Consider the following 20,138-nt stretch of genomic DNA (forward strand, 5'->3'; position numbering starts at 1 on the left):
GCCCCGGAAGTGCCCGCTCATCGTGGGTTCGGCCACAGCTCCCCGACAACCGCGCGACAGGTCAAGAGCGAGTAAAATGGTTCGGTTAGCTGACCTGTGTTCATGTACGTGACCTCGCTCGGATGTGCCCGGAGCATGAAAAAGCGCCCCCGGAGGGGCGCCGTGGTCGAGGGGCGTCAGCGCATCAGCTCACCCGCGTTGACCAGCAGGGACTGCCCCGTGATGGCCCGCGCCCGGTCCGAGGCGAGGAAGGCCACGGCATCGGCCACGTCGCCGTCCGTGGCCAGCTCGGGCAGCGCCATCCGCGACGTCAGGCGGTCGACGACCTCCGCCTCCTGCACGCCCTCGGTCGCCGCGGTGTACTGGACGTACGCCTCCACCGGCGGGCCCCACATCCACCCCGGGAGCACGGTGTTGACCCGGATGCGGTGCGGCCCGAGCTCGCGCGCCAGGGAGTACATGGCCGAGGTCAGTGCCCCCTTCGACGCCGCGTACGCGGCCTGCCGCACCTGCGAGGGCGCCGCGACCGCGGACTGCGTGCCGATGAAGACCACGGAACCGCCCCGCCGCTCCTTGAGCGCGGGCAGGCACGCCCGCGTCATCCGCAGCGTGCCGAGCAGGTTCACGTCGAGCACCCGGTGCCAGGTGTCGAAGTCGGCGTCCTCAACCCCGCCGAAGTGGCTGTCCCAGGCGGCGACGTGCACGACCGCGTCGATCCCGCCGAACCGGTCGGCGGCCAGCCCCGCCAGGGCGTCGCACTGCCGCTCGTCGGTGATGTCGGTGGCCAGATGGGCGGTGCGCGCCCCCTCGGGGTCGATCTCCGCGGCCGTCTTGGCGAGGTGCGCCGCCGTGCGCGCGCCCAGCACGGCGTTGCCCCCGTCGCGGATGACGGCCGCCGCGACCCGGTGGCCGAGCCCCGCGCCGACGCCCGAGACGACGACGGTCTTTCCCCGAAGGAGCGACGACGGCATGGGGCGCCTCCCGGCTCTGGCGGTTTCGCTGACGGGGCGTCAGAGTATGGGCGTGCGCCGGAGGAAGGAAGAGGGAGACAGGGGAGAGGCATGGCCGAGGAGACCCGCAGTGACGTCTACGCCGAACTCGCCGCCCTCGGGCCCTACGGAGTGCGCCCCGGGCACGCCCTGATCACCATGGTCGAACCGCACCCGGGCCACGAGTACGCGTACAACCGCTGGTACGAGGACGACCACTACTACGCCGGCGCGATGGCCATGCCCTGGATTCACGCCGGGCGCCGCTGGGTGGCCACCCGGGACCTCCAGCTCCTGCGGCGCCCCGAGAAGTCCGCCGTCGCCGAGCCGGTCACCGCCGGGTGCTACCTCTCCACGTACTGGGTGACGGAGGGGCGCTACGACGACCACATGAAGTGGACCGTCGGCATCAACAAGCGGCTCAACCGCGACGGCCGCGTCTACCGGGAGCGCCGCCACGTCTTCACCGCCTTCCAGGACCACGAGGCGACCGTCTACCGCGACGGAGCCGCGGGCCCGCGCGACGTCCACGCGCTCGACCACCCCTACCGCGGCCTTGTCCTCGAAGTGATCGACGCCGAGGACGCCGCGGGGCGGGCGGAGCTGCTCGCATGGCTGCGCTCGCGGAACCTGCCGCGCGCCCTGGCCGGTTCGTCCGCCGCGATGGTGACGGTCTTCCGGCCGACACCGCTGCCGGGGGACCGCATGGCGTACGTGAAGCAGGTGGAGGGCGTGGACACCCGGCTGACGCTGCTGTGGTTCCTCCAGGACGATCCGCGGGAGTGCTGGGAGGCATGCTTCACGGGGCGGGAGGAGGCGGTGGCCGGGTCAGGGCTCGGACGCGTCGAACTGCTCGCGCCGTTCGTCCCGACCGTGCCGGGAACCGATCTCTACGTGGACCGGCTGCGCTGACCGGCCGGCTCGGCGGCGGGCGGGCCAAGGACCGAGCCCCCTCGGCCGGGACGGCGGACCAGTCGAGAGGGCTCATGCGATGTTGCCTTGTGCGGAGACGCGGACCGCGGACGGCGCCGCGTCACGCGAGTTCGGCGGCCCCTCGGCTCACCTCGCTGACGAACGCGTTCCAGGACGCCGCGGGGAAGGCGAGGACCGGCCCCTCGACGACCTTGGAGTCCCGCACGGAGATGCCGGTCTCCACAGGGGACCTGACCTCGACACACGCACCGTTTCCGGTGGAGTGGGAGGACTTGGTCCACGTGCTCGAAGAGCCTCGCTGAATTGCCATGTCTGCTCCGGTTGCCCAGTTGGTGAGTTGATGTCCACCGCGTGACCGCGGTCGGCGCCGACGTGCCTGCTCGCTGCGGGCTCGATGGCGTGAATGACGCTACTCGCCAACATCGGCGGGTGAAGAGGGCGTTCACTCGACCGGATGGCATATTCCAGGTGGGTCTTCCGCCCCGCCCGGGCGAGGGTGTACCTTGCCGCGGTTTCTGCCGGGACGACCGCCGGAGGCCCGGATTCAGCGGGCGTACTCCTTGGCGATGTCGGCGATGAGCTGGCGTGACTGGTCGACGTTCAGCGCCTGGGCGCGCAGGTGCTCGTACATGACGCTGTACTGCTGCACGTCGTTCGCCTTCTCCAGGTACAGGTCGCTGGTGACGCCCTCGATGTAGACGACGCTGGAGTCCGCCGCGTCGGGGAACTCCAGGATCGCGTACTGGCCGTTGAGGCCGGGGTGGGCGCCCATGTCGAAGGGGATCACCTGCACCGTCACGTGCGGCAGCTGGGACTGCTCCACGAGGTGTTCGAGCTGGTCGCGCATGAGGTGGCGCGAGCCGACGACGCGGCGCAGCGCGGACTCGTCGAGGACGGTCCACAGCCGCAGCGGGTTCTCCGGCGCGGAGATGCGCTCCTGGCGGCGCATGCGCACCTGGACGCGCTTCTCGATGTCGGTCGGCGTCGTCTCCGGGAGCGCGCCGGTGATCAGCGCCTCGGCGTACGCCCGGGTCTGCAGCAGACCCGGCACGACCTGCGGGTCGTACACGCGCAGGGACGCGGCGTCCGTCTCCAGACCGATGTAGACGCTGTACGGGATGTCGCCGAAGGAGTGCCACCAGCCCTGCTGCCGGGAGTCCTTGGCCATCTGCATGAGGGAGTCGACGATGCGGTGGTCGTCGACCTCGTAGACCCCGCACAGGTCGCGTACGTCGCGCTGGCTGATCGAACGGCGGCCGTTCTCCAGCCGGCTGATCTTCGACTGCGAGACGAGCAGCCGCTCGGCGACCTCCTCGGCCGTCATGCCCTTCAGCTCACGGAGCCTGCGGAGCTCCTGGCCGAGTCGGCGGCGCCTGACGGTGGGATTGACATTGGACGCCACGGGACGTGCACCTCCGGCTTGCCTGCCTCGAATTTACGTATCTACTGCTCAGCAGAGTGCCACCAACGTGTGCGGCACCGCTGGGAAACAGTGGATGTACGTGATCGAGGCCGATGTCGGGGGTGCGGTGGTCCTGCCCTGCGGCACCAACGGGTGTGTGGCCGCGCGGAGGTGGGGCCGGTGCCGTCGCACGGACGGTCCGGCGCCACGCCCCGCGCGGCTCAGCGGCTCCCGAACCGGGCCCGGGGGACTGCGGTGCGGCGCTGATGCGGGTGGTGCGAGCGGTGCGAGCGGTGCTTGGTGCTGAACGGTGCGTGATGAGCGTGATGTGCGTGGTGACGCCTGGCGGTCGCCCGGCCGTGCCGAGCGGTCACGCCGTGCTCAGTGGGCCACGGCGCGTGCCATGGACCCGCGGCGCGGCTGCATCGGAATCCGGTCGGGATCCGCTGCCGCCCTGGTCGGCTGCCGCCCGCCGGGGCCCACTGGGCCCGCCGGTGCGGCGCTGCGGCGCGGCTGAGCCGCCACGCCGTTCTGGACGTCCATCACGGCGTGCGCCACGAGGCCGCCCATGGGGTCGTGCCTGATGAGGTCCCGGAGGCGGGAGCGCGATGAACGCCCCTCGTTCCCGGGGTAGAGATGCTTGCCGAGACCGACCGCGTGGGCCAGCGCGGCGAGCGCCGCGGTCCGCGGGTCCGGCGGTACACCGGTGCGGATCGCCGAGTCCAGCCGGGCCCTGATGTCCCGGCTGATCGCCGTCTCCGTCGCTTGGTAGCGCGTCGTCGGCAGCACTCCGCACATCTGGCCCGCCACGGCATGCACCATGCCGCACCGCTCCAGGTGCGAGAGGTAAATCTGGCGCAGCCCCAGCCGGGGCCCGCCGATCCAGTGGACGGCCCGGACCGGGCTGCCGCGCCTGCGCAGCAGTTCCAGTGCGGAGTCCAGAGTCGGATCTCCGGTCGGCCGTGGCATCACCACGGCGATACGATCCCCGTCAGGGGCTATCCGTCCGGCCAGTGCCAGCTCTACTAGCTGCGCCCCGGCCAGACCCAGGTCGAGCGACTGCGGCTGCGCTGTGGTACCCGTGGCCGGGTCCAAAGCGAGCAGCAGAAGCTCCTCCGGAATTGTTCTGCGGCTCCTGCCCATCCATGCCTCCCCGCGTGGATGAATGACAGGGTGACCCCTCTCACATTGGTCTGTCGAGAGCACGTGGGTGGGATGTACGGGAACCAGTAGGTATGTCGTTCTCGTCTACCACGGGGGTTAAGCCCTCACACAGGACACTGGTACACGGTTCGGACAGTGGGGTCCGGCCGGATTTGGCGCAGGGCCGGTCCAGGGTCAGCATTCAGCATCGGCATACGGCATGGCGTACGAGGAGGCATCGGTGGCGGGCGAGACCCCCGACAGGTCGAAGCAGCGGAAGTCGTCGGGGAAACCCACTGCGGCGTCTGTGCCGGCAGCGGCAGCGGATGAACGGGACCCGCGGCTCGCGGTGAGCCGGGAGATTCCCGCGGCGCGGGAGGACCGGGCCACGGCGGTCTTCTCCACGAAGGCCGTCGCCGGCCGGGAGGAGCGGGCGGAGGACTCCCCGGAGGCCGCCGAGCCGCCGAAGGACCCGGAGTCCCCGGAAACCTCCGAAACCGCGGAGTCCCCGAAGGCCGCCTCGGCGGAGACCCCGGAGACCCCGGCCGGCGGCGGTGACGCGCGGCTGCGGGACGCCGTGGCGGCGTGGGTGGCCGGCGACGACGACGCGGCCGAAGCGCCCGCGAAGGACGGGGCCGACGACGTGCCCGGAGCTTCGGCGAAGCCCCGGTCCGATGACGCGGCCGATGACGCGGCCGACGGTGAGCCCGTCGCCGACGCGAAGGCGGAGCCCGCCGAGAAGCCCGCGGCTGCTTCGGCGAAGCCGGACGCGGACCAGAAGCCGGACGCCGACGCGAAGCCGGACGCCGACGCGAAGCCCGAGGCCGGCGCGAAGCCGGACGCCGACGCGAAGTCCGAGGCCAAGAGCGCGGCCCCGGACAAGTCCGACGCCCAGGCCCCCGCCAAGGACGGCCGGGACGCCGAGGGCTCCGACGCCGAGGACGCCAAGGCCCCCGCCGGGGACGCCGAGGACGACGCCCCCAAGACCTCCGGCGTCGACCAGGCCACCGCGGTCTTCAAGGCCCCCGTACCGCCGAGGTCCGTCGACCAGCCGACGACCATGCTCAAGATCGGCGACCACAAGGAGCCGAAGGGCCCGAAGGGCGCCAAGGACCCCGAGGACGCCAAGGACCCCAAGGGTGCCAAGGACCCGAAGACCTCCCAGAGCGACAAGAACGATTCTGCAAAGGGCGGTGCAAAGAGCGAGCGTGACGCCGAGCGGACCAGCAAGTTCGTCGCGCTGAAGCCGCTCGACGGACCCGCCGCGCGGCCGGCGAAGCCCGCGGGCCCCGGGACGCCCGCGTGGGCCAGGGTCACCGATGAGGACGCGCCGAGGGCCGGGCGGAAGCCCGCGGTCGCCGGGCCCGAGGTGCCCGCGCCGGGCCCCGCGCCGGTGGAGCGCACGACCCAGCAGCCGCTGCCGCCGCGCCCGCCCATCGACCTGCTCGCCGAGCTGACCAACACCCCGCCGCCGCCGGAGACCCCCGTCCGCACCGCCGTGCGCCGGGTCAAGATCTGGACGCCGCTGGTCCTGCTCCTGGTGATCGTCTTTGCGGTCGTACAGGCTGTGCGTCCGCTGCCGGCGCCCACCCTCGCGCTCACCGCGGAGCAGTCCGTCTCCTTCGACGGAGGCAAGCCGTCCATGCCGTGGCCGAGCCAGGGCCAGGCCGCGATGGACGTCAACGGCATCGGCACGTTCGGCACCTCGGGTGACCAGAAGCCCGTACCGATCGCGAGCATCGCCAAGGTCATGACGGTCTACGTGATCCTGCGCGACCACCCGCTGGAGAAGGGCAAGGACGGCCCGAAGATCCCCGTGGACGCGGCGGCGGAGAAGCACTACGAGACGGGCAAGGCGGAGAACGAGTCCGTCGTCCGGGTCTCCGAGGGGCAGCGCATCACGCAGTACGAGGCGCTGCAGGCGGTCATGCTGCCGTCCGCGAACAACATCGCCAAGCTGCTGGCCCGCTGGGACTCCAAGAGCGGCTCCGAGGACGCGTTCGTCGCGAAGATGAACGAGACCGCCAAGGAGCTGGGGATGAAGAACACCCACTACACGGACCCCAGCGGCCTGGACAAGACGACGGTCTCCACCGCCGAGGACCTCGTGAAGCTCGGCCGCGCCGCGATGAAGGACCCGGTCTTCAACGAGATCTCCCGCCAGCCCAGCTACATGGACCTCAACGACGAGAAGCAGAAGAACTTCTTCGGGCTCGTCCCGACCGTCGCCATCGGCATCAAGACCGGCACCACGACGGCCGCGGGCGGCAACATCCTCTTCGCCGCGGAGAAGAAGGTCGGCGGCGAGACCCAGACGATCATCGGTGCCGCCCTCGGCCAGTACGGCAAGAACGGCGTCGCCAACATCGACGAGGTCACCGGCGTCGTGCGGAAGCTCATCGAGGCCGGACAGGACGCGCTGACGTCCAAGACCATCGTCAAGAAGGGTGACGTGGTCGGCCGGGTCGACGACGGTCTCGGCGGCACGACGCCGGTCGTCGCCACCGAGGACGTCGCCGCGGCCGGCTGGGCGGGCCTCACGGTGAGGTTGCACCTGACGGAGAAGAAGGGCGACCCCGTGCCGCACTCGGCGAAGGCCGGCACGGAGGTCGGCGTGCTGAGCGTCGGCGACGGCAAGGGGGACGCCGTGAAGGTGCCCGTCGCCCTCCAGGAGGACCTCGCGGAACCGGGCCTCGGCGCGAAGCTGCAGCGCGTCGGCTGACCCCCGGCGACAGCCCGCGGAACGGACGCGGGGGGCGGCCCCACCCCGGGCCTCCCCCCGCGTCTGCGTGCTAGCGTCACAAGCTCGGGGGGCAGTACGCCGGGGCCGAGCACGGGGGGACCGGGACCACCCCCCATCGGAACGCACCCGGCGACTCCGGAGACCACGGACGACACGGGGAGAGCCAGCAGTGGCCACAGCGGAGCCGACGCGCGCCGACGACGACGCACAGCCGGACAGCGGCAAGGGCGAGGGCCCCGGCGCCGCCGGGCGAATACCGCTGCCCGCCGCGAAGTCCTCCCGCGTCGCCTCCTGGACCGCCGCCCTGACGGAGCGCGCCGAACGGCACCCGGTGATCAGCGTGACGCTGCTCGCCGCGGTGCTGCACCTCATCTGGTTCTTCATCTTCGCCAACGGCGGCGGCGACCTCGCGGCGCAGGACGCCTGGGCCGAGTTCGTCGGGCGGCACCCCGACTCCGCGTACAACCTCGCCTGGTACGGCGGGATGCACCCGGTGTCGTACAGCGTCATCTCGCCGTACCTGATGTCGGTGCTCGGCGTGCGGACGACGATGATGATCGCCGGGACGCTCTCCGCCGCGCTGCTCACGATGATCCTGATCCGCAGCCGTGCGGTGAAGCATCCGCTGGTACCGGCCCTCGCGGGCGTCTTCGCGCTGTTCTGCAACGCCGTGTCGGGCCGCGTGACCTTCGGCCTCGGCCAGATGTTCGCGCTGATGGCGGTGGCCGCGGTGTTCTGCTGGCCCCACCGCTGGCGCTACAAGCGGTGGGCGAAGGCGCTGGTCGCCGCGCCGTTCGCCGCGCTCGCCACGATGGGCAGCCCGGTCGCGGGCCTCTTCGTGGGTCTGGTCGCCGTCGCGCTCTTCCTCAGCAAGCGCTACCCGGGCGCCTACGCGCTCGGCATCGCGCCCGCGATCGTCGTGGGCCTCTCCGCCTGGCTCTTCCCGTTCTCCGGCACGCAGCCGATGTCGTTCGGCTCGGCGTCGCTGCCGCTGCTGTTCGCCGTGCTCGTCTACTACGCCGTGCCGAAGGACTGGAAGACCGTACGGATCACGACGGCCGTCTACGCGGCCTTCGTGCTCGGCGTCTGGGTGATCAGCTCCCAGATCGGCTCCAACATCACCCGCCTCGCCATGTCCTTCGCGGGCGTCGCGCTCCTGGCCGCGCTGCCGTACACGGTGCCGAAGTCACGCAAGTGGTACGTCGTCGTCGTGGCGTTCGCGGGCTTCACCGGATGGATCGGCTTCAAGTCCGTCGACGACATCGTGCACACCCACGCCACCGCCTCCTGGACGCGCGAGGTGGCACCGCTGGTGCACGAGCTGAAGGAGCGGGGCGCCGCCAAGGGCCGCGTCGAGGTCGTCCCGGCCCGCAACCACCGCGAGGCGTCCGCCCTCCCCGCGTACGTGCAGCTCGCGCGCGGCTGGAACCGGCAGGCCGACATGAAGCGCAACCCGCTCTTCTACGACGACACCCTCAACTCCGCGAACTACCACGAGTGGCTCCAGCGCTGGTCCGTGCATTACGTGGCGGTCCCCAAGGGCGAGCCCGACGGCGACGGCGGCAAGCGCGAGACGCAGCTCATCACGGACGGCCTGCCGTACCTGAAGCAGGTGTGGGTCGACACCAACTGGCGGCTGTACGAGGTGAAGGACCCGAGGCCGCTCGCCGAGCCGAACGCCGTGGTGGAGCGCGCCGAACAGGGCGAGATGACCCTGCGCGTGAAGAAGCCGGGCCGCATCCTGATCCGCATCCCGTACTCGCCGTGGCTGAGCGTCGTCGACGCCGAGGGCAAGGGCGTCGAGCGGCCCCAGGAGACCGAGCGGTCGAAGCGGGACCGGCAGCGCGACGAGTCGCTGCCCAAGAAGTACACCAACGTCAACGGCTGCCTCCTCGAAGCCGAGGAGGACCACCACGGCGACGAGTGGGTCGAACTCCTCGCCCCGAAGGCGGGCACGTACCGGCTCGGCTCGCCCTACCAGATCCCCCGCGGCACGCCCTGCCCGGAGGAGATGCGCCGCTGAGCCGCGGGCGCCTCAGCCGCCCGGCGGGGCGCAGACGCCGGACGAGGGCGGCCGGCCGGGGCCCGTGTCCCGGGCGGCGTCCTCGCGGACCGTGTCGAGCTGTCCGAGGAGTTCGTCGAGGCGCCTGCCCGTGGGGTCCCTGACGTACTGCAGGACGGCCCGGTGGAAGGCGTCGCGCACGCCCGGCGGCATCACGTCCGACGCGTCGAAGCAGAGCGTCCGCGCCTTGCCGGTGAGGATGCCCGCGATGCGCCGGCCCGTCGGGTCGGTGGGCTGCGGGTCGGCGGCGGAGGGGAAGAACGGGCGCAGTTCCCGTTCCGCCTCCGCGCGCCACAGCCCGCGCGCCTTCGCGCCCGAGAGGCGCTCGACGAGCGTGCGGGCCGCCGGGTCCTCGCCGAACACGGCCGCCATGTCGCCCGCCACCTCGTACGCGCCGTCGTACGCGGCCCGGCCGCGCAGGAACCCCGCCGACGGCCGTACGTCCACGGGGTCGCCCGCGTAGACGTACCGGATGAACGCGCTCTGGTGCTCGTGCGTGCAGCGGGGCGTCAGGGAGTACAGGAGCCCGCGGGGGCCGCCGCCCTTCGCCGGGTCGGGCGTTCCCACGTACGGCGTGGTCAGCGACTGGTCGACGGCGGCCCGTGAGCGGTCGCCGAGGAGCGCCGCCCAGGTCGTCCAGGCCTCGCGGACCCGGCTGTCGCGCCAGCTCAGCCGCCCGGTGGCCCACTCGGTGTAGACGTCGGGGCCCGCCCGGTGCAGCAGGATGTCCTCGACCCAGTCGGTTCCGGGCCACCCGGACGTCGCCTGCGAGGCGAGGCCGACGCACCACTTCGGGGACGTCGCGGGCCGGTCGCGCGCGCTCCACACCAGGCTCTTGAGGTCGACCTTCAGCGGCACCCAGTAGGTGCGGCGGGCGCCGTCGACGTCCAGGGCCGGGGCCCAGGGCGGGTAGGCGCGGGCGGTGGCCGCGGGGGTGAGGGGCTGGAGGCGTCCGGCGCGGGCGTACTCGGTGAGCTCGCCGACGCTGTTGAGGATCGCCACGTCCGGCGGGGCTTCCGCCTCCAGCTGCGCGACGAGCGTCTCGCGCAGGGAGCGGGTGCCCTGGTAGGTGTACGTCCGTCCGGTGCCGTCGTCGAGCCGGTGCAGCATCGCCTCGAACGCCTCGCCCTCGTCGCCGGTCCAGGGGCCGAGGACGACGAGCGGTTCGGGGCGTTCACCGGCGCAGGCCCCGGCGGTGACGGCGAGCAGGCACGCCGCGAGGGCGGTGCGCAGGGCCGCGTGGGCGCGGCGCGCGGGGCGGCGGCGCAGTGGGCGGTGGCTCACGGGGCGGCTCCGGGGCGGGCGATGTGCACGTACTCGCGGCGGTAGCCGTGCAGCGTGGCGTAGATCAGGGCGGCGCAGAGCAGCCCGGTGGGCGCCACCCAGGGCGCGGCGCCGTCGAGCGCGGGCAGGCGGCCCCTGGCCAGGTCACGCCGGGCCCGGGACTCCAGGGTGCCGATCAGGCGGGGGTCGGGGCGGGCGCGGGGGTGCGCGTCGGCGCGGGACTCGACCGCCGGTGACGTGCGCTCGGACAGCTCACGCGCCGCGGTCACGACGCGCTGCTGCGCGCGCTGGGCGAGGACCGCGTCGGCCGTCAGGAACGGCACGGCGAGCAGCGGCAGCGCCGCCGCCGCGAGCGGCAGGCTGACGCGCAGGTGGAAGCGGTGGTGGAGGAAGACCTGGGTGCGCCAGAGGCCGACGGCGAGCAGCGCGAGCGCGGCTCCGGCGACGGCGGCGGCCGCGGTCACGCCCGGGCCGGTGCGGGCCCGGTCCGCGACCCTGCCGCGCAGGCTGTTCTCCAGGGCGGAGATGCGGTCCACCACGGTGGTGGCGTCGGAGCCCGTCCTCGGCTCGCAGGGCGGGAAGCCGCCGGGTGCCGTCCTCGGCGGGGCCGCGGGGGCGGTGCAGAGCATGCTGCGGGCGTAGCCGAGTCCGGTGTCCCGCAGCACCGGGTCGCCGGCGTTGTTCTGGGCGAAGGCGATCCAGTTGCCGTAGTCGGCGACGAGACCGGAGACGACGTCGAGTTCCTGGCGCTCGGCGGTGGTGAGGGCACCGCTGCGGGCCACCTGGTTGAGGCTCTGGGTGGCCCGTGTGGTGCGGGTCAGATAGCGCCTGCCGATGCCGCTGAGCCGCACCGACTCCCCGGCGCCGAGGCTGAGGGCCGCCTCGCGGTCGGCGATGCGCAGGGACATCTCCGCGTCGGCCAGGTCGCCGAGCGCGGGCGTGTGGCTGCCGCGCAGCGCCGCCGAGTCGGCGCGGACCTCCCCGTACGCCCAGCCGGTCGCGAGGGCGGCGACGACGGCGAGCAGCGGCAGGGCGATCATGCGTTCCCGCAGGTAGACGCGGTTGCGGAGGTGTTCGGTGGGCCGGGCGGGCCAGAGGTGGGCGCGCAGCCGGAGCAGCGCGCCCGTGGCGGTCGCGCGGACGGTGCGCCAGGGGATGGTCACCGGGGGCCCGCCCGCCGGGCGCCGGGCAGGACGGTCACGCTGGACTGGATGCGGGCGGCCTCCACGTCGAAGCGGGGGATGTGGTCAAGGAGTTCGACCCGGCCGCGCTCGGGGTCCGTGACGCGGACCAGGCGCAGCAGGTGGTCCCGCATCGCGGTGTCGCCGGCCTGCCCGGCGAGCCGCCAGGCGGCGCCGAGGAGGGCCTGCGCGGCGTCCCGCGCGCCGCGCTTCAGCTCGGCGCAGGCCTCTTCGAAGGTGCGGTGCAGCTCCTCCTCGTGGCGGTAGTGGGCGACCTGCGGGTCGAGGCGGCTGTAGAGGTCGGCGTCGTCGGTCCAGCGCACGAGGACGGGCCGCGGGTCGGGCAGTTCGAGGTGTCCTGCGGGGCATTCGGTGGTGATCTCGACCTCCGTGAGCAGGAGTTCCTTGCCGAGCTGCGCGGGGTCGTAGGGGGCGCCGACGCAGAGCAGGTAGGCGCGGGTCTCCTCGCCGCAGGGTCCGAGACCGTACTCCTCGACGGGGCCGCCCGCGCCCGTCTCGACGCCGCTGAGGTCGGTGCGGTCGGGGGCGAGCGCGGCCCGCGTGGGGTGAACCCGCTCGAAGGAGTACGGGCGCACTCCGGCCCGGTGGTAGAGGCGCAGGCGCAGCCCGGTCACATCGCGCTCGGCGGCGCTGCCGGCGAGCGCGGCCAGCTCGTCGGGGAGCCGTGTCAGGTCCGCCACGGCCCGCGTACGGCCGCCCAGGGTGCCCGCGATGAGCAGCAGTTCCTCCGTCTCCCAGGCGTCGCCGATGCCGACGACGTCACAGTCGAAGGCGCGGGCGCACCGCTCGACGCGTTCGCGCAGCTCCGCGGGCGACTCGTAGCCGGGTTCGTTCCTGCCGTCGGTGAGCAGCAGGGCGTGGCGTACGTAGCCGCCGGGCTCGGTGGCGGGCAGGTCGCGGAAGAGCTGTCTCGCGCGCTCCAGCCAGGTGCCCATGGCGGTGCCGCCGCCGGGCGTGCAGTCGCGCAGGGCGGCTTCGGCGGCGGTCCGCGACTCGGCGTGCGCCACGGCGAACCCGGGCCGCCCGGGGTAGATCATGGCGGCCCTGTCGCCGCCGGCGACCACGGCGAAGAGCGCCCCGTCCGGGATGCGGGCCAGCGCGGAGGAGGCGGCGGCGCGGGCCGCGGCGAGGCGGCTCGGCGGGATCACCATCGAGGAGGAGTGGTCGATGAGCAGCACCTCCGCGAGCCGGGGCCCGGCGTTCCCCGACGCGCGCGCCTCGCCGGGCGCGTGAGCCGTGCCCGGCCGGTGGACCGTGACGGTGACGACGGCGTACATCCGCGCCGGTTCCCCGTCGCCGGTGTCGCGGGGGCGCGGCAGTTCGGCGACCTGGCTGACCTCCAGGCCGACGCGGGTGCGCGCGGGCCCCGGCGCCGGGCTCAACCGCGCCTCCGCGCCGAGGAGCCGTCCCTGACCCGGTCCTTGATCTTCTTGCCCAGCCATGGGGTGTCCCTGTGGTGTCGTAGGGCGAAGGGGCGTACCGCGTAGGCGCGGTCGAGGAGCAGCTCGGCGAGCGGCACCCCGGCCTCCGGCGTCGGTGCGTCACGCGCGGCCTGGTGGGCCAGGACACGGTAGAAGCGGGACAGGTCCTTGCGCAGCGTCCGCTCGTCGGCGGGGAACTCCAGGCGCGGATCGGCGCGCGCGGCGACGGCCCGCAGCTCGGCGCCGGTCAGCGCGGGGCCTCCCTCGGGCGGGGCGAGCAGGCGGTGGGCGGTGTCCCACACCTCCGTCTTCATCCGCACGCGGGCCTGCTCGTCGGTCAGGCCGTGCTCGAAGAAGAGCCCGGCGAGTGCGCGCACCGCCGTGCCGAGCCCCTCGGCGTCCCGTGCGTGGTCGGCGCGGACGCGCACCGCGGCGGTACGGGCGGCCGTGCGGTGCCGGGAGTGCTGGGGCACCGCGTCGAGGGCGGCGATGGCGTCGGCGAGGGCGTCGGGTCCGCCGAGCGCGAGCCGTGCGCGGGCGGCGCCGAACGCGGCGCTGCCGAGCGAGGGGTTGCGCAGCCGTACGGCCTCGTAGAACGTCAGGGCCTCGTGCCGCCGCTCCAGGTGCTCGGCGCAGTGGCCGAGGGCGAGCTTGGGCGCGTACTCGCCGGGGATCGCGGCGTAGACCCGGTCGAAGTGGTCGCGGGCCGCGCCGACGCGGGTGCGGGCGAGTTCCAGCAGGCCGCGGTGCCAGTCGAGCCGCCAGTCGTGCGGCGCGCGCGCGGGCCCTATGGCGTCCTCGGCCAGGGCGAGCGCCGTCTCGGCCGCCGAGAGGGCCTCGGTGCCCGGCGGCCCGTCGTCCGCGCGCGGCGCGAGCCGCAGCCGCAGGCGGCAGCGGAGCAGATGGACCTCGGGGGAGTCCCGCCAGTCGCCGGTGTGCTGGAGGAGCGCCTCGGGGTCGTCGTCGGCGAGCCTGCTCAGCTCGCCGTGGTGGTCGTCGTCGGGGTCGGGGCGCGGCACCGGCAGGCGCCGGGCGACCTGGGCGGGGGCGGGCGCGGGGTGGCGGGCGGCGGCCCGGGGCGCGGCCCAGCGCGAGAGGCCGGGGGCGGAGCCGAGGCCGCCGTCGAGGGCGTGGGCGGACTGGAGGAAGAGCGGGGACGGCTCGAAGGTCTCGGCGCCGGTCCGCAGCGACCGCAGTTCGCGGAAGACGCCGCGGAGCTGGTCCTCCATCTCCCTTGCGGTGGCGAAGCGGTCGGCGCGGCGGGTGCGGGTGGCGCGGCGCAGCACGCGGGCGAGGGAGACGGGCCCGAGGCCGCGGGGCCCGGCGGAGGGTTCGTCGAGGGGGCCGAGCGCGCAGAGCGCGGCGAGCTCGTGGCGGTCGGCGCCGACGCCGCACAGGGTGCGCAGCGTCTCGCCGAGGCTGAACAGGTCGTCGCGCGGGTCGGACTCGCCGTGGTCGCCGACGCTCGGGGCGCGGTAGTCGTCGGTGGTCAGGCCCGGTGCCCCGGCGCGGCGCACGCTGCCGACGTCGATGAGTTTGATGGTGGAGCCGTCGTGCATGACGTTCGGCGGCTTCAGGTCGCCGTAGACCTTGCCGCGCCCGGGGGCGTGCAGGTGCGCGAGCCCGGCGAGGACGCGCATGCCGTAGGCGAGCGTGAACTCCCGGAACCGCTCGTGCCCGAACTCCTCGGGGTGCGTGCGGGCGCGGTCCCCCACCTCCTTCAGGGTGAGCCCGTCGACGTACTGGAGCACCAGGAAGTCGCCCACGCCCGCGTGGTGCCCGTAGTTGAACACCCGGATGAAGGCGTCGTGGTTGAGCTCCACCAGCTCCTTGCGCTCGCCCCGCAGGAGGCTGTACGAGTCCGCCGCCAGCTCCGCGTGCAGCATCTTGACGGCGACGGCACGGTCGTCGACCTTCGTGTCGTGGGCGAGGCAGACGTCGCCCATCCCGCCGTAGCCGAGGAGCCGCACCAGGCGGTACTGCCCGGCGAGCAGGGTGCCCGGCGGCAGCGGGAGCCCGCCGGGGTCGGCGAGGGCGCCCGCGCTGTCCGCCCGCTCCAGGAGCGTGATCTCGGGCAGGACCGTGGGGTCGGGGCTCTCCGGCGGCAGCGTGACGCGGGCGGGGCGCGGCGGGGGAGCGGCGGGGCCGGGGTGGACGATCCAGAACTGGGACGACTCGCCCTGGACCTCGCCCTGGTCCTCGTCCCCGGAGGGGTACAGCGGGGCCGGGGACGGCGGCGCGGCGGGGGCCGGCGCGGAGTGCCGACCCGTCCCCGGGTCCACGCGCTCGCCACTGGCCAGGCAGTACCCGGCGGGCGTGACGGTGCCCGAACAGCCGGGGTGCGGGCAGGAAGCGACCGGCGTCACGCGGCACCGCCCCCCGCCGCGCCACCCGCGCGAACGCCTCCACCGCCCGCTCCGCGTCGGCCAGCGGGCAGGGCCCCGCCATCAGGAGCCGCTGCGCCTCGCGGTAGGGGCCGACCGCGTCGGGGTGCTCGGTGAGGCCGTGCCCGGCGAGGAGCGCCAGATGGTCGCGGAGCAGGGCGCGCAGCCGCAGATGCGCGTCGAGGACCGCCCGCAGCCCGCTCTCGGCGGCCTCGGCCCGCAACAGGTGTGTTTCCACGGCCTGTTCGGCGTACGAGAGCTTCTCCAGGAGGCGTGGCCCGCCCCGCCCGGTCAGGGGCCGCAGCTCGTCGCTGAGCTGCACCGTCCACAGCGCGGCCCGCGCCGCGTACCCGGTGGCCACCGGGGGGTCGACGACATGCGGCTCGACACGGTGGAAGAGCCGCCGGGCGCGCCGCTCGGCGTCGGCCAGCTCGTCGACGCGGGCGCCGATCCGCTGCAGCCACTGCGCGGCACGCCCCGCGGGCAGCAGCCGCTCCGCCATGGCGTAGGGGAAGCCGTGCGCACTGTCACGCACCACGAGCAGCAACCGCGCACCGGCCTCGGCCAGTTCCGCGAGGACGCGCGCCGCCGCGGCGGGTTCCGTGGCCGACCGGTCGGCGTGCAGCACGGCCACGGCGGGCCTGCGCCGCGCCGCGGGGTGGCGCTCCGCGTGCCGCAGCTCGTGCCGCAGCACGGCCAGCGCCTCGCGCAGTTCGGGCCGGGCGGGATCGTCGAACGCCACGCCCTCCAGATCGAGGACGAGGCCGATGCTGCCGACGCGGGGCGTGATCCCGGCGCGGGAGAGGAGCGGGGCGCCGGTGGCCTCGGGCTCCCGCGGTTCCGTGCCGTCCGCCGGGTCCGGCGGGCCCACCGCGAGCTGCGGGGCCTGTTCGCGGTCGGCCATGTTCAGGACCACGTACAGCGCCTGTCCGGCCCGCTCGTCGTCCTGGGCGATGAAGACGACCTCGGTGTCCCAGGCGCCCGGGTCGCCGTTGAGCCAGCGGGTGACGGTGCGCTGGAGGCCGTGCGGGCGGGCCGTCCGCGCCGCCTCCGCGGAGACCACGCGGTGTCCCGGCACGGCGTGCGGCCCGGTCACGTACCGCTCGGCGAACCGGCGGAAGTACTTGGCGACGGTCGCCGCCGGGATCATGTACCCGTGCCCGCCGCTCCCGTCGGCCTGCGCCACGATGCCGAGCAGCCGGTTCCCGCCCTCCTCGCGCACCCCCGCGCCGCTGAACCCGCCGCGCAGGCCGCCCGCCCCTGTCACGTCGATCTGCACCCGCTCGTCACCCTCGCCGCCGGGCCCCATGCAGGCGCCGGTCAGCCACTGGCCGCCCGACCGATACTCGGGGAAGCCGTCGATCAGGACGGCGGCGCCCCGGTAGTCGAGCGTGCGGTGCAGCGTGACCGGCGACGGCACGGGCGCCGGCTCGTCCAGGACGAGCACCGCCAGGTCGCCCTCCGCCTTGCCGAAGGGCGGCACCCAGTGCCCGGCCTCGACGGTCGCGGTACGGCACGGGGTGCGCGCCAGGCCCTGGAGCAGCGGGAACTCGACCTGGACGCGGTCGGGGCGCCGGCCCGTGGCGGGATCGCGGACGACATGGGCGCAGGTGAGCACGCGGTCGCTGCCGAACAGCACACCCGCGCCCAGGACCTCACCGCTGCCCGAGGCGGCCCACCGCCGCAGCCGGACACGCCAACTCCCGTGCTCGGCGCGCCCTTCGAGTCCCGTGCCGACCGCTTCCCGGCCGTCCCCGTCCCCCATGCTTCCTCAGGATAGGCGCGGGGAACGGCGATGACGCCTGGGCTGCATGGGGAGGCGGGGGGAAGGGCCGCCCCTCACCCCACCCCGATGAGTATTCTCCTCAGGCCCGCGACACCGGGAAGGCGACGTCGCAGACCTCGTCCTCGGGACCACAGGAGTCCCAGTCGGCGAAGTACACCTCACGGCAGGGCCCCGTCACGGTGAGCCCCTGTCCGGCGGCCCACGCCTCCACGGCGTCGAAGGCCGCGATGATCTGCGGATACGCCACCTGCGCCTTGGTGATCCTGGTGTAGGCGAGCCGGTGTGCGGGCTCGGCCCGCACCTGAGCCGCCGTCGCGCGGCCCTGCTCGGCCGCCCAGGCTCGGGCCGCCTCCGCGTCCACGACCGGCACACAGGACTCGGCGGGACCGTCGCTCTCCTCGGTCACCTCCGCGTGGTAGACGACGAAGTGCGGGGCGGCCATGCCCCCGCACCGCTCCACGGCGGCCCGCTCCAGGCGCTCCGCCGAGGCGCCGATCCAGGCGGGCAGCTCGCCCGCGCTCACGTGCCGTGTCTCACTGAGGACGTACGTCTCCGGTACGTCCACGGTCTTCACCTCGAATGTCGCGTACAACTCGGTGTTCCTTCCCGAAAGGCGTCCACGGAGGTACCGCGCGAGCGTCCGCTGCTCGGCGAACCGCTCCTCGACCCCGGACCAGTAGGCGTCGAGCGACCGCGCCGCCCGCTCCCCGTCGAGCCCCACCACCTCGGCGATGCCCGCGAGGGGCATGTCGAGGCGGCGCAGCAGCGCCACGGTTCGGGCGCGTTCGACCTGGTCGGCCCGGTAGTAGCGGTAGCCGCTCGCCTCGTCGACGTGCGCGGGCGCGAGCAGCCCGAGGCGGTCGTAGAGGCGCAGCGCCTTCGGCGAGAGCCGCGCACGCGCGGCGAACGCGCCGATGGAGAGCAGCCCCTGCCCCGGTTCCTGGTGCACGCGATCATCCTCCGTCACCGGGCCGGCCGGCCCGGTGCCCAGGACTCTGGGGTCTGCCCCAGGGACAAGGTCAACGACCGTCCGGCCGCTCCCTACTTCGGGCCGAGCCCCGTGTACGCGCCCCAGACGCGCGGCGGCAGCGTGTTCCCCCGCCGGGACTTCTCGCCGCCCACCCCGGAGAGCGGCAGCAGCCGCGGCTCGTCCGGGCGGAGCCGGAACAGCGTGACCGCCGTCGACAGGTCCTTGGTGAACCCCGTGAACCAGGCGGTCCGCAGCCGGTCCTGGTCGCCCGTGCGCCCCGCGGAGACACCGGGCGCGAAGCCCTTGGCACCCACGCGCAGGGCATCGGCGACCTCCCTCGCGACCTCGGGGTCGAGGGCCCGCCCCGCCGCGGGCCGCGTGAGGCCGGGCAGGGACGTGCCGTCCTTGACGACCTTGGTCACGGAGTACGGGGCGTGCCGGGTGCCGCCGCTCGCGAACGTCCCGTACGCGGTGGCCATCCGGATCGCGCTGGGCGTCGACGTGCCCACGGGGAACGCCGAGTCCGGCTCGGCCATGCTCTGCGGCAGCAGCCCCGCCGCGACGGCGGTCCCGCGGACCTCGGCGTGCCCGACGTCCTTGCCGAGGCGTACGTAGGTGGCGTTGCCGCCCGGATACAGCGCCTCGCGGAGGGTGGGGCGGTCCGGGTCGGACGGGCCCGACGCGGGCCGCAGGGAGCCGTCGGCGGCATAGCGGCTGCCGGCCAGGCCGCTCTGCCGCTGGAGCGCGGCGGCCAGCACGAACGGCTTGAAAGCCGAGCCCACGGGCACGCCGGACGTGTCGGCGTTGTTGGAGAAGTGCTCGGTGGCGTCGGGGCCGCCGTACAGCGCCACCACCGCCCCGTCGGACGGCCGCACGGAGGCGGCGCCGATCTGCACGTGCCGGTCGGCGGCCCGCCGCGCGGGGTCGATGTCGCGGTCGAGCACCCCCCGCACCGCCTGTTCGAGGCGCCGCACCTTGGCCTTGTCGAAGGTGGTGTGGATCTGGTGCCCGCCGCGCGCGAGGTCCTCGTCGGTGAGCCCGGCGCGCTGCTTCAGGTACTTGTTGGCGACGTCGACGAGGTAACCGGTCTGCCCGCCCAGGCTGGTGGAGCGCGACTGCCGCCGCGGCTCGGGGAAGGTGCGGTACCGCGCCCGCTCCCGCTCCGACATCAGCCCCACGTCGACCTGCCGGTCCAGTATCCAGGCCCAGCGCCCCACCGCACGCCGGTGGTTGGCCTTGCCGCCCGCGGGGTCGTACAGGTCCGCGCCCTTCAGGAGCGCGGCGAGCAGCGCGCCCCGGCTGGGGTCCAGGTCCTTGGCGGACATCCCGTAGTAGGCGTGGGCGGCGGCCTCGATGCCGTTGGCCCCCCGCCCGAACCAGCTGCTGTTCAGATACCCCTTGAGGATCTCCTCCTTGCTCTTGACCCGGTCCACCTTCAGGGCGATGACGAACTCCTTGACCTTCCGCGTGACCGTCTGGTCCTGGGAGAGGTAGGTGTTCTTCACGTACTGCTGGGTGATGGTGGAGCCGCCCTGCGTCTCCCCGCCGCTCGCCATGCCGACGACCGCGCGGCCCAGACCCTTCAGGGAGACGCCGGAGTCGTCGTAGAACGTCTCGTTCTCGGCGGCGATCACCGCGTTCACGGCGGCGGGGGCGATCTCGTCCAGCTCCACGCTCTGCCGGTTGACCTCGCCGGTGCTCACCATCTGGGTGCCGTCGGACCAGTAGTAGACGTTCGCCTCACGCCGGGCGGCGGCGTTCTCGTCGGGGATGTCCACGCTCATGTACACCGCGAGGAAGGCCGCGACGAGCGTCAGCA

The 20,138-nt window shown here is 74.0% G+C and carries 13 protein-coding genes and 1 pseudogene; 3 read left to right on the top strand and 11 right to left on the bottom strand.

Annotated elements, in window-relative coordinates:
- Positions 1–176 precede the first annotated feature (176 nt).
- Positions 177–971 carry an SDR family oxidoreductase gene (locus AB0I16_RS04630; protein ID WP_363247846.1) on the bottom strand — a complete coding sequence of 265 codons (795 nt, stop codon included), beginning with the start codon at positions 969–971 and terminating at the stop codon, positions 177–179.
- 90 nt (positions 972–1,061) lie between these two features.
- Between AB0I16_RS04630 and AB0I16_RS04635 the strand changes: the two genes are divergently transcribed.
- Positions 1,062–1,901: a hypothetical protein gene (locus AB0I16_RS04635; protein WP_363247847.1), complete on the top strand. Its 840-nt coding sequence runs from the start codon at positions 1,062–1,064 to the stop codon at positions 1,899–1,901.
- Between the two features lie 121 nt (positions 1,902–2,022).
- On the opposite strand, the gene AB0I16_RS04640 is transcribed toward AB0I16_RS04635, so the two are convergent.
- From AB0I16_RS04640 to AB0I16_RS04650, 3 genes are all read right to left on the bottom strand, one after another.
- A complete protein-coding gene (locus tag AB0I16_RS04640) occupies positions 2,023–2,232 on the bottom strand; it encodes a DUF397 domain-containing protein (protein WP_062780803.1) in 210 nt (69 codons plus the stop codon).
- Between the two features lie 234 nt (positions 2,233–2,466).
- Entirely contained in the window at positions 2,467–3,324 is an 858-nt protein-coding gene (locus AB0I16_RS04645; RefSeq protein WP_363247848.1) for a helix-turn-helix transcriptional regulator, read from the bottom strand.
- 381 nt (positions 3,325–3,705) lie between these two features.
- Positions 3,706–4,467, bottom strand: a complete 762-nt coding sequence (locus tag AB0I16_RS04650; protein WP_363247849.1) for a GPP34 family phosphoprotein — start codon at positions 4,465–4,467, stop codon at positions 3,706–3,708.
- Between the two features lie 349 nt (positions 4,468–4,816).
- Between AB0I16_RS04650 and AB0I16_RS04655 the strand changes: the two genes are divergently transcribed.
- The gene (locus AB0I16_RS04655; protein WP_363247850.1) at positions 4,817–7,189 is read left to right on the top strand and encodes a D-alanyl-D-alanine carboxypeptidase; all 2,373 of its coding nucleotides are present in this window, start codon (positions 4,817–4,819) and stop codon (positions 7,187–7,189) included.
- A 190-nt stretch (positions 7,190–7,379) separates the two neighbouring features.
- Positions 7,380–9,233 (top strand): glycosyltransferase family 87 protein, encoded by a 1,854-nt coding sequence (locus AB0I16_RS04660; protein WP_363247851.1) that lies wholly within the window; start codon positions 7,380–7,382, stop codon positions 9,231–9,233.
- Positions 9,234–9,245: 12 nt separating this feature from the next.
- Here AB0I16_RS04660 and AB0I16_RS04665 read toward each other — a convergent pair whose 3' ends face one another.
- From AB0I16_RS04665 to AB0I16_RS04695, 7 genes and pseudogenes are all read right to left on the bottom strand, one after another.
- The gene (locus AB0I16_RS04665) at positions 9,246–10,556 is read right to left on the bottom strand and encodes an extracellular solute-binding protein (RefSeq protein ID WP_363247852.1); all 1,311 of its coding nucleotides are present in this window, start codon (positions 10,554–10,556) and stop codon (positions 9,246–9,248) included.
- Entirely contained in the window at positions 10,553–11,719 is a 1,167-nt protein-coding gene (locus tag AB0I16_RS04670) for a hypothetical protein (RefSeq protein WP_363247853.1), read from the bottom strand. Before AB0I16_RS04670 ends, AB0I16_RS04665 begins: the two co-directional genes overlap by 4 nt.
- Positions 11,716–13,200, bottom strand: coding sequence for a vWA domain-containing protein (locus AB0I16_RS04675; protein WP_363247854.1), 1,485 nt, complete (start codon positions 13,198–13,200; stop codon positions 11,716–11,718). The genes AB0I16_RS04670 and AB0I16_RS04675 overlap by 4 nt, the downstream gene beginning before the upstream one ends.
- Positions 13,137–15,545: a tetratricopeptide repeat protein gene (locus tag AB0I16_RS04680; protein WP_363247855.1), complete on the bottom strand. Its 2,409-nt coding sequence runs from the start codon at positions 15,543–15,545 to the stop codon at positions 13,137–13,139. Before AB0I16_RS04680 ends, AB0I16_RS04675 begins: the two co-directional genes overlap by 64 nt.
- A gap of 1,264 nt (positions 15,546–16,809) precedes the next feature.
- Positions 16,810–17,328, bottom strand: a pseudogene (locus AB0I16_RS04685) (trypsin-like peptidase domain-containing protein); the annotation flags it as partial.
- A 100-nt stretch (positions 17,329–17,428) separates the two neighbouring features.
- Entirely contained in the window at positions 17,429–18,298 is an 870-nt protein-coding gene (locus tag AB0I16_RS04690) for a MerR family transcriptional regulator (protein ID WP_363247856.1), read from the bottom strand.
- Between the two features lie 92 nt (positions 18,299–18,390).
- Positions 18,391–20,103, bottom strand: a complete 1,713-nt coding sequence (locus AB0I16_RS04695; protein WP_363247888.1) for a transglycosylase domain-containing protein — start codon at positions 20,101–20,103, stop codon at positions 18,391–18,393.
- Positions 20,104–20,138 lie beyond the last annotated feature (35 nt).

The organism is Streptomyces sp. NPDC050703 (genome assembly GCF_040654435.1).
Taxonomy (GTDB): domain Bacteria; phylum Actinomycetota; class Actinomycetes; order Streptomycetales; family Streptomycetaceae; genus Streptomyces.

Excerpts from the sequence above, each read along its gene's own strand:
- AB0I16_RS04640 (WP_062780803.1), bottom strand. The coding sequence starts at position 2,232 with ATGGCAATTCAGCGAGGCTCTTCGAGCACGTGGACCAAGTCCTCCCAC.
- AB0I16_RS04675 (WP_363247854.1), bottom strand. The coding sequence starts at position 13,200 with ATGGCTGGGCAAGAAGATCAAGGACCGGGTCAGGGACGGCTCCTCGGC.
- AB0I16_RS04695 (WP_363247888.1), bottom strand. The coding sequence starts at position 20,103 with ATGAGCGTGGACATCCCCGACGAGAACGCCGCCGCCCGGCGTGAGGCG.
- AB0I16_RS04630 (WP_363247846.1), bottom strand. The coding sequence starts at position 971 with ATGCCGTCGTCGCTCCTTCGGGGAAAGACCGTCGTCGTCTCGGGCGTC.
- AB0I16_RS04635 (WP_363247847.1), top strand. The coding sequence starts at position 1,062 with ATGGCCGAGGAGACCCGCAGTGACGTCTACGCCGAACTCGCCGCCCTC.
- AB0I16_RS04650 (WP_363247849.1), bottom strand. The coding sequence starts at position 4,467 with ATGGGCAGGAGCCGCAGAACAATTCCGGAGGAGCTTCTGCTGCTCGCT.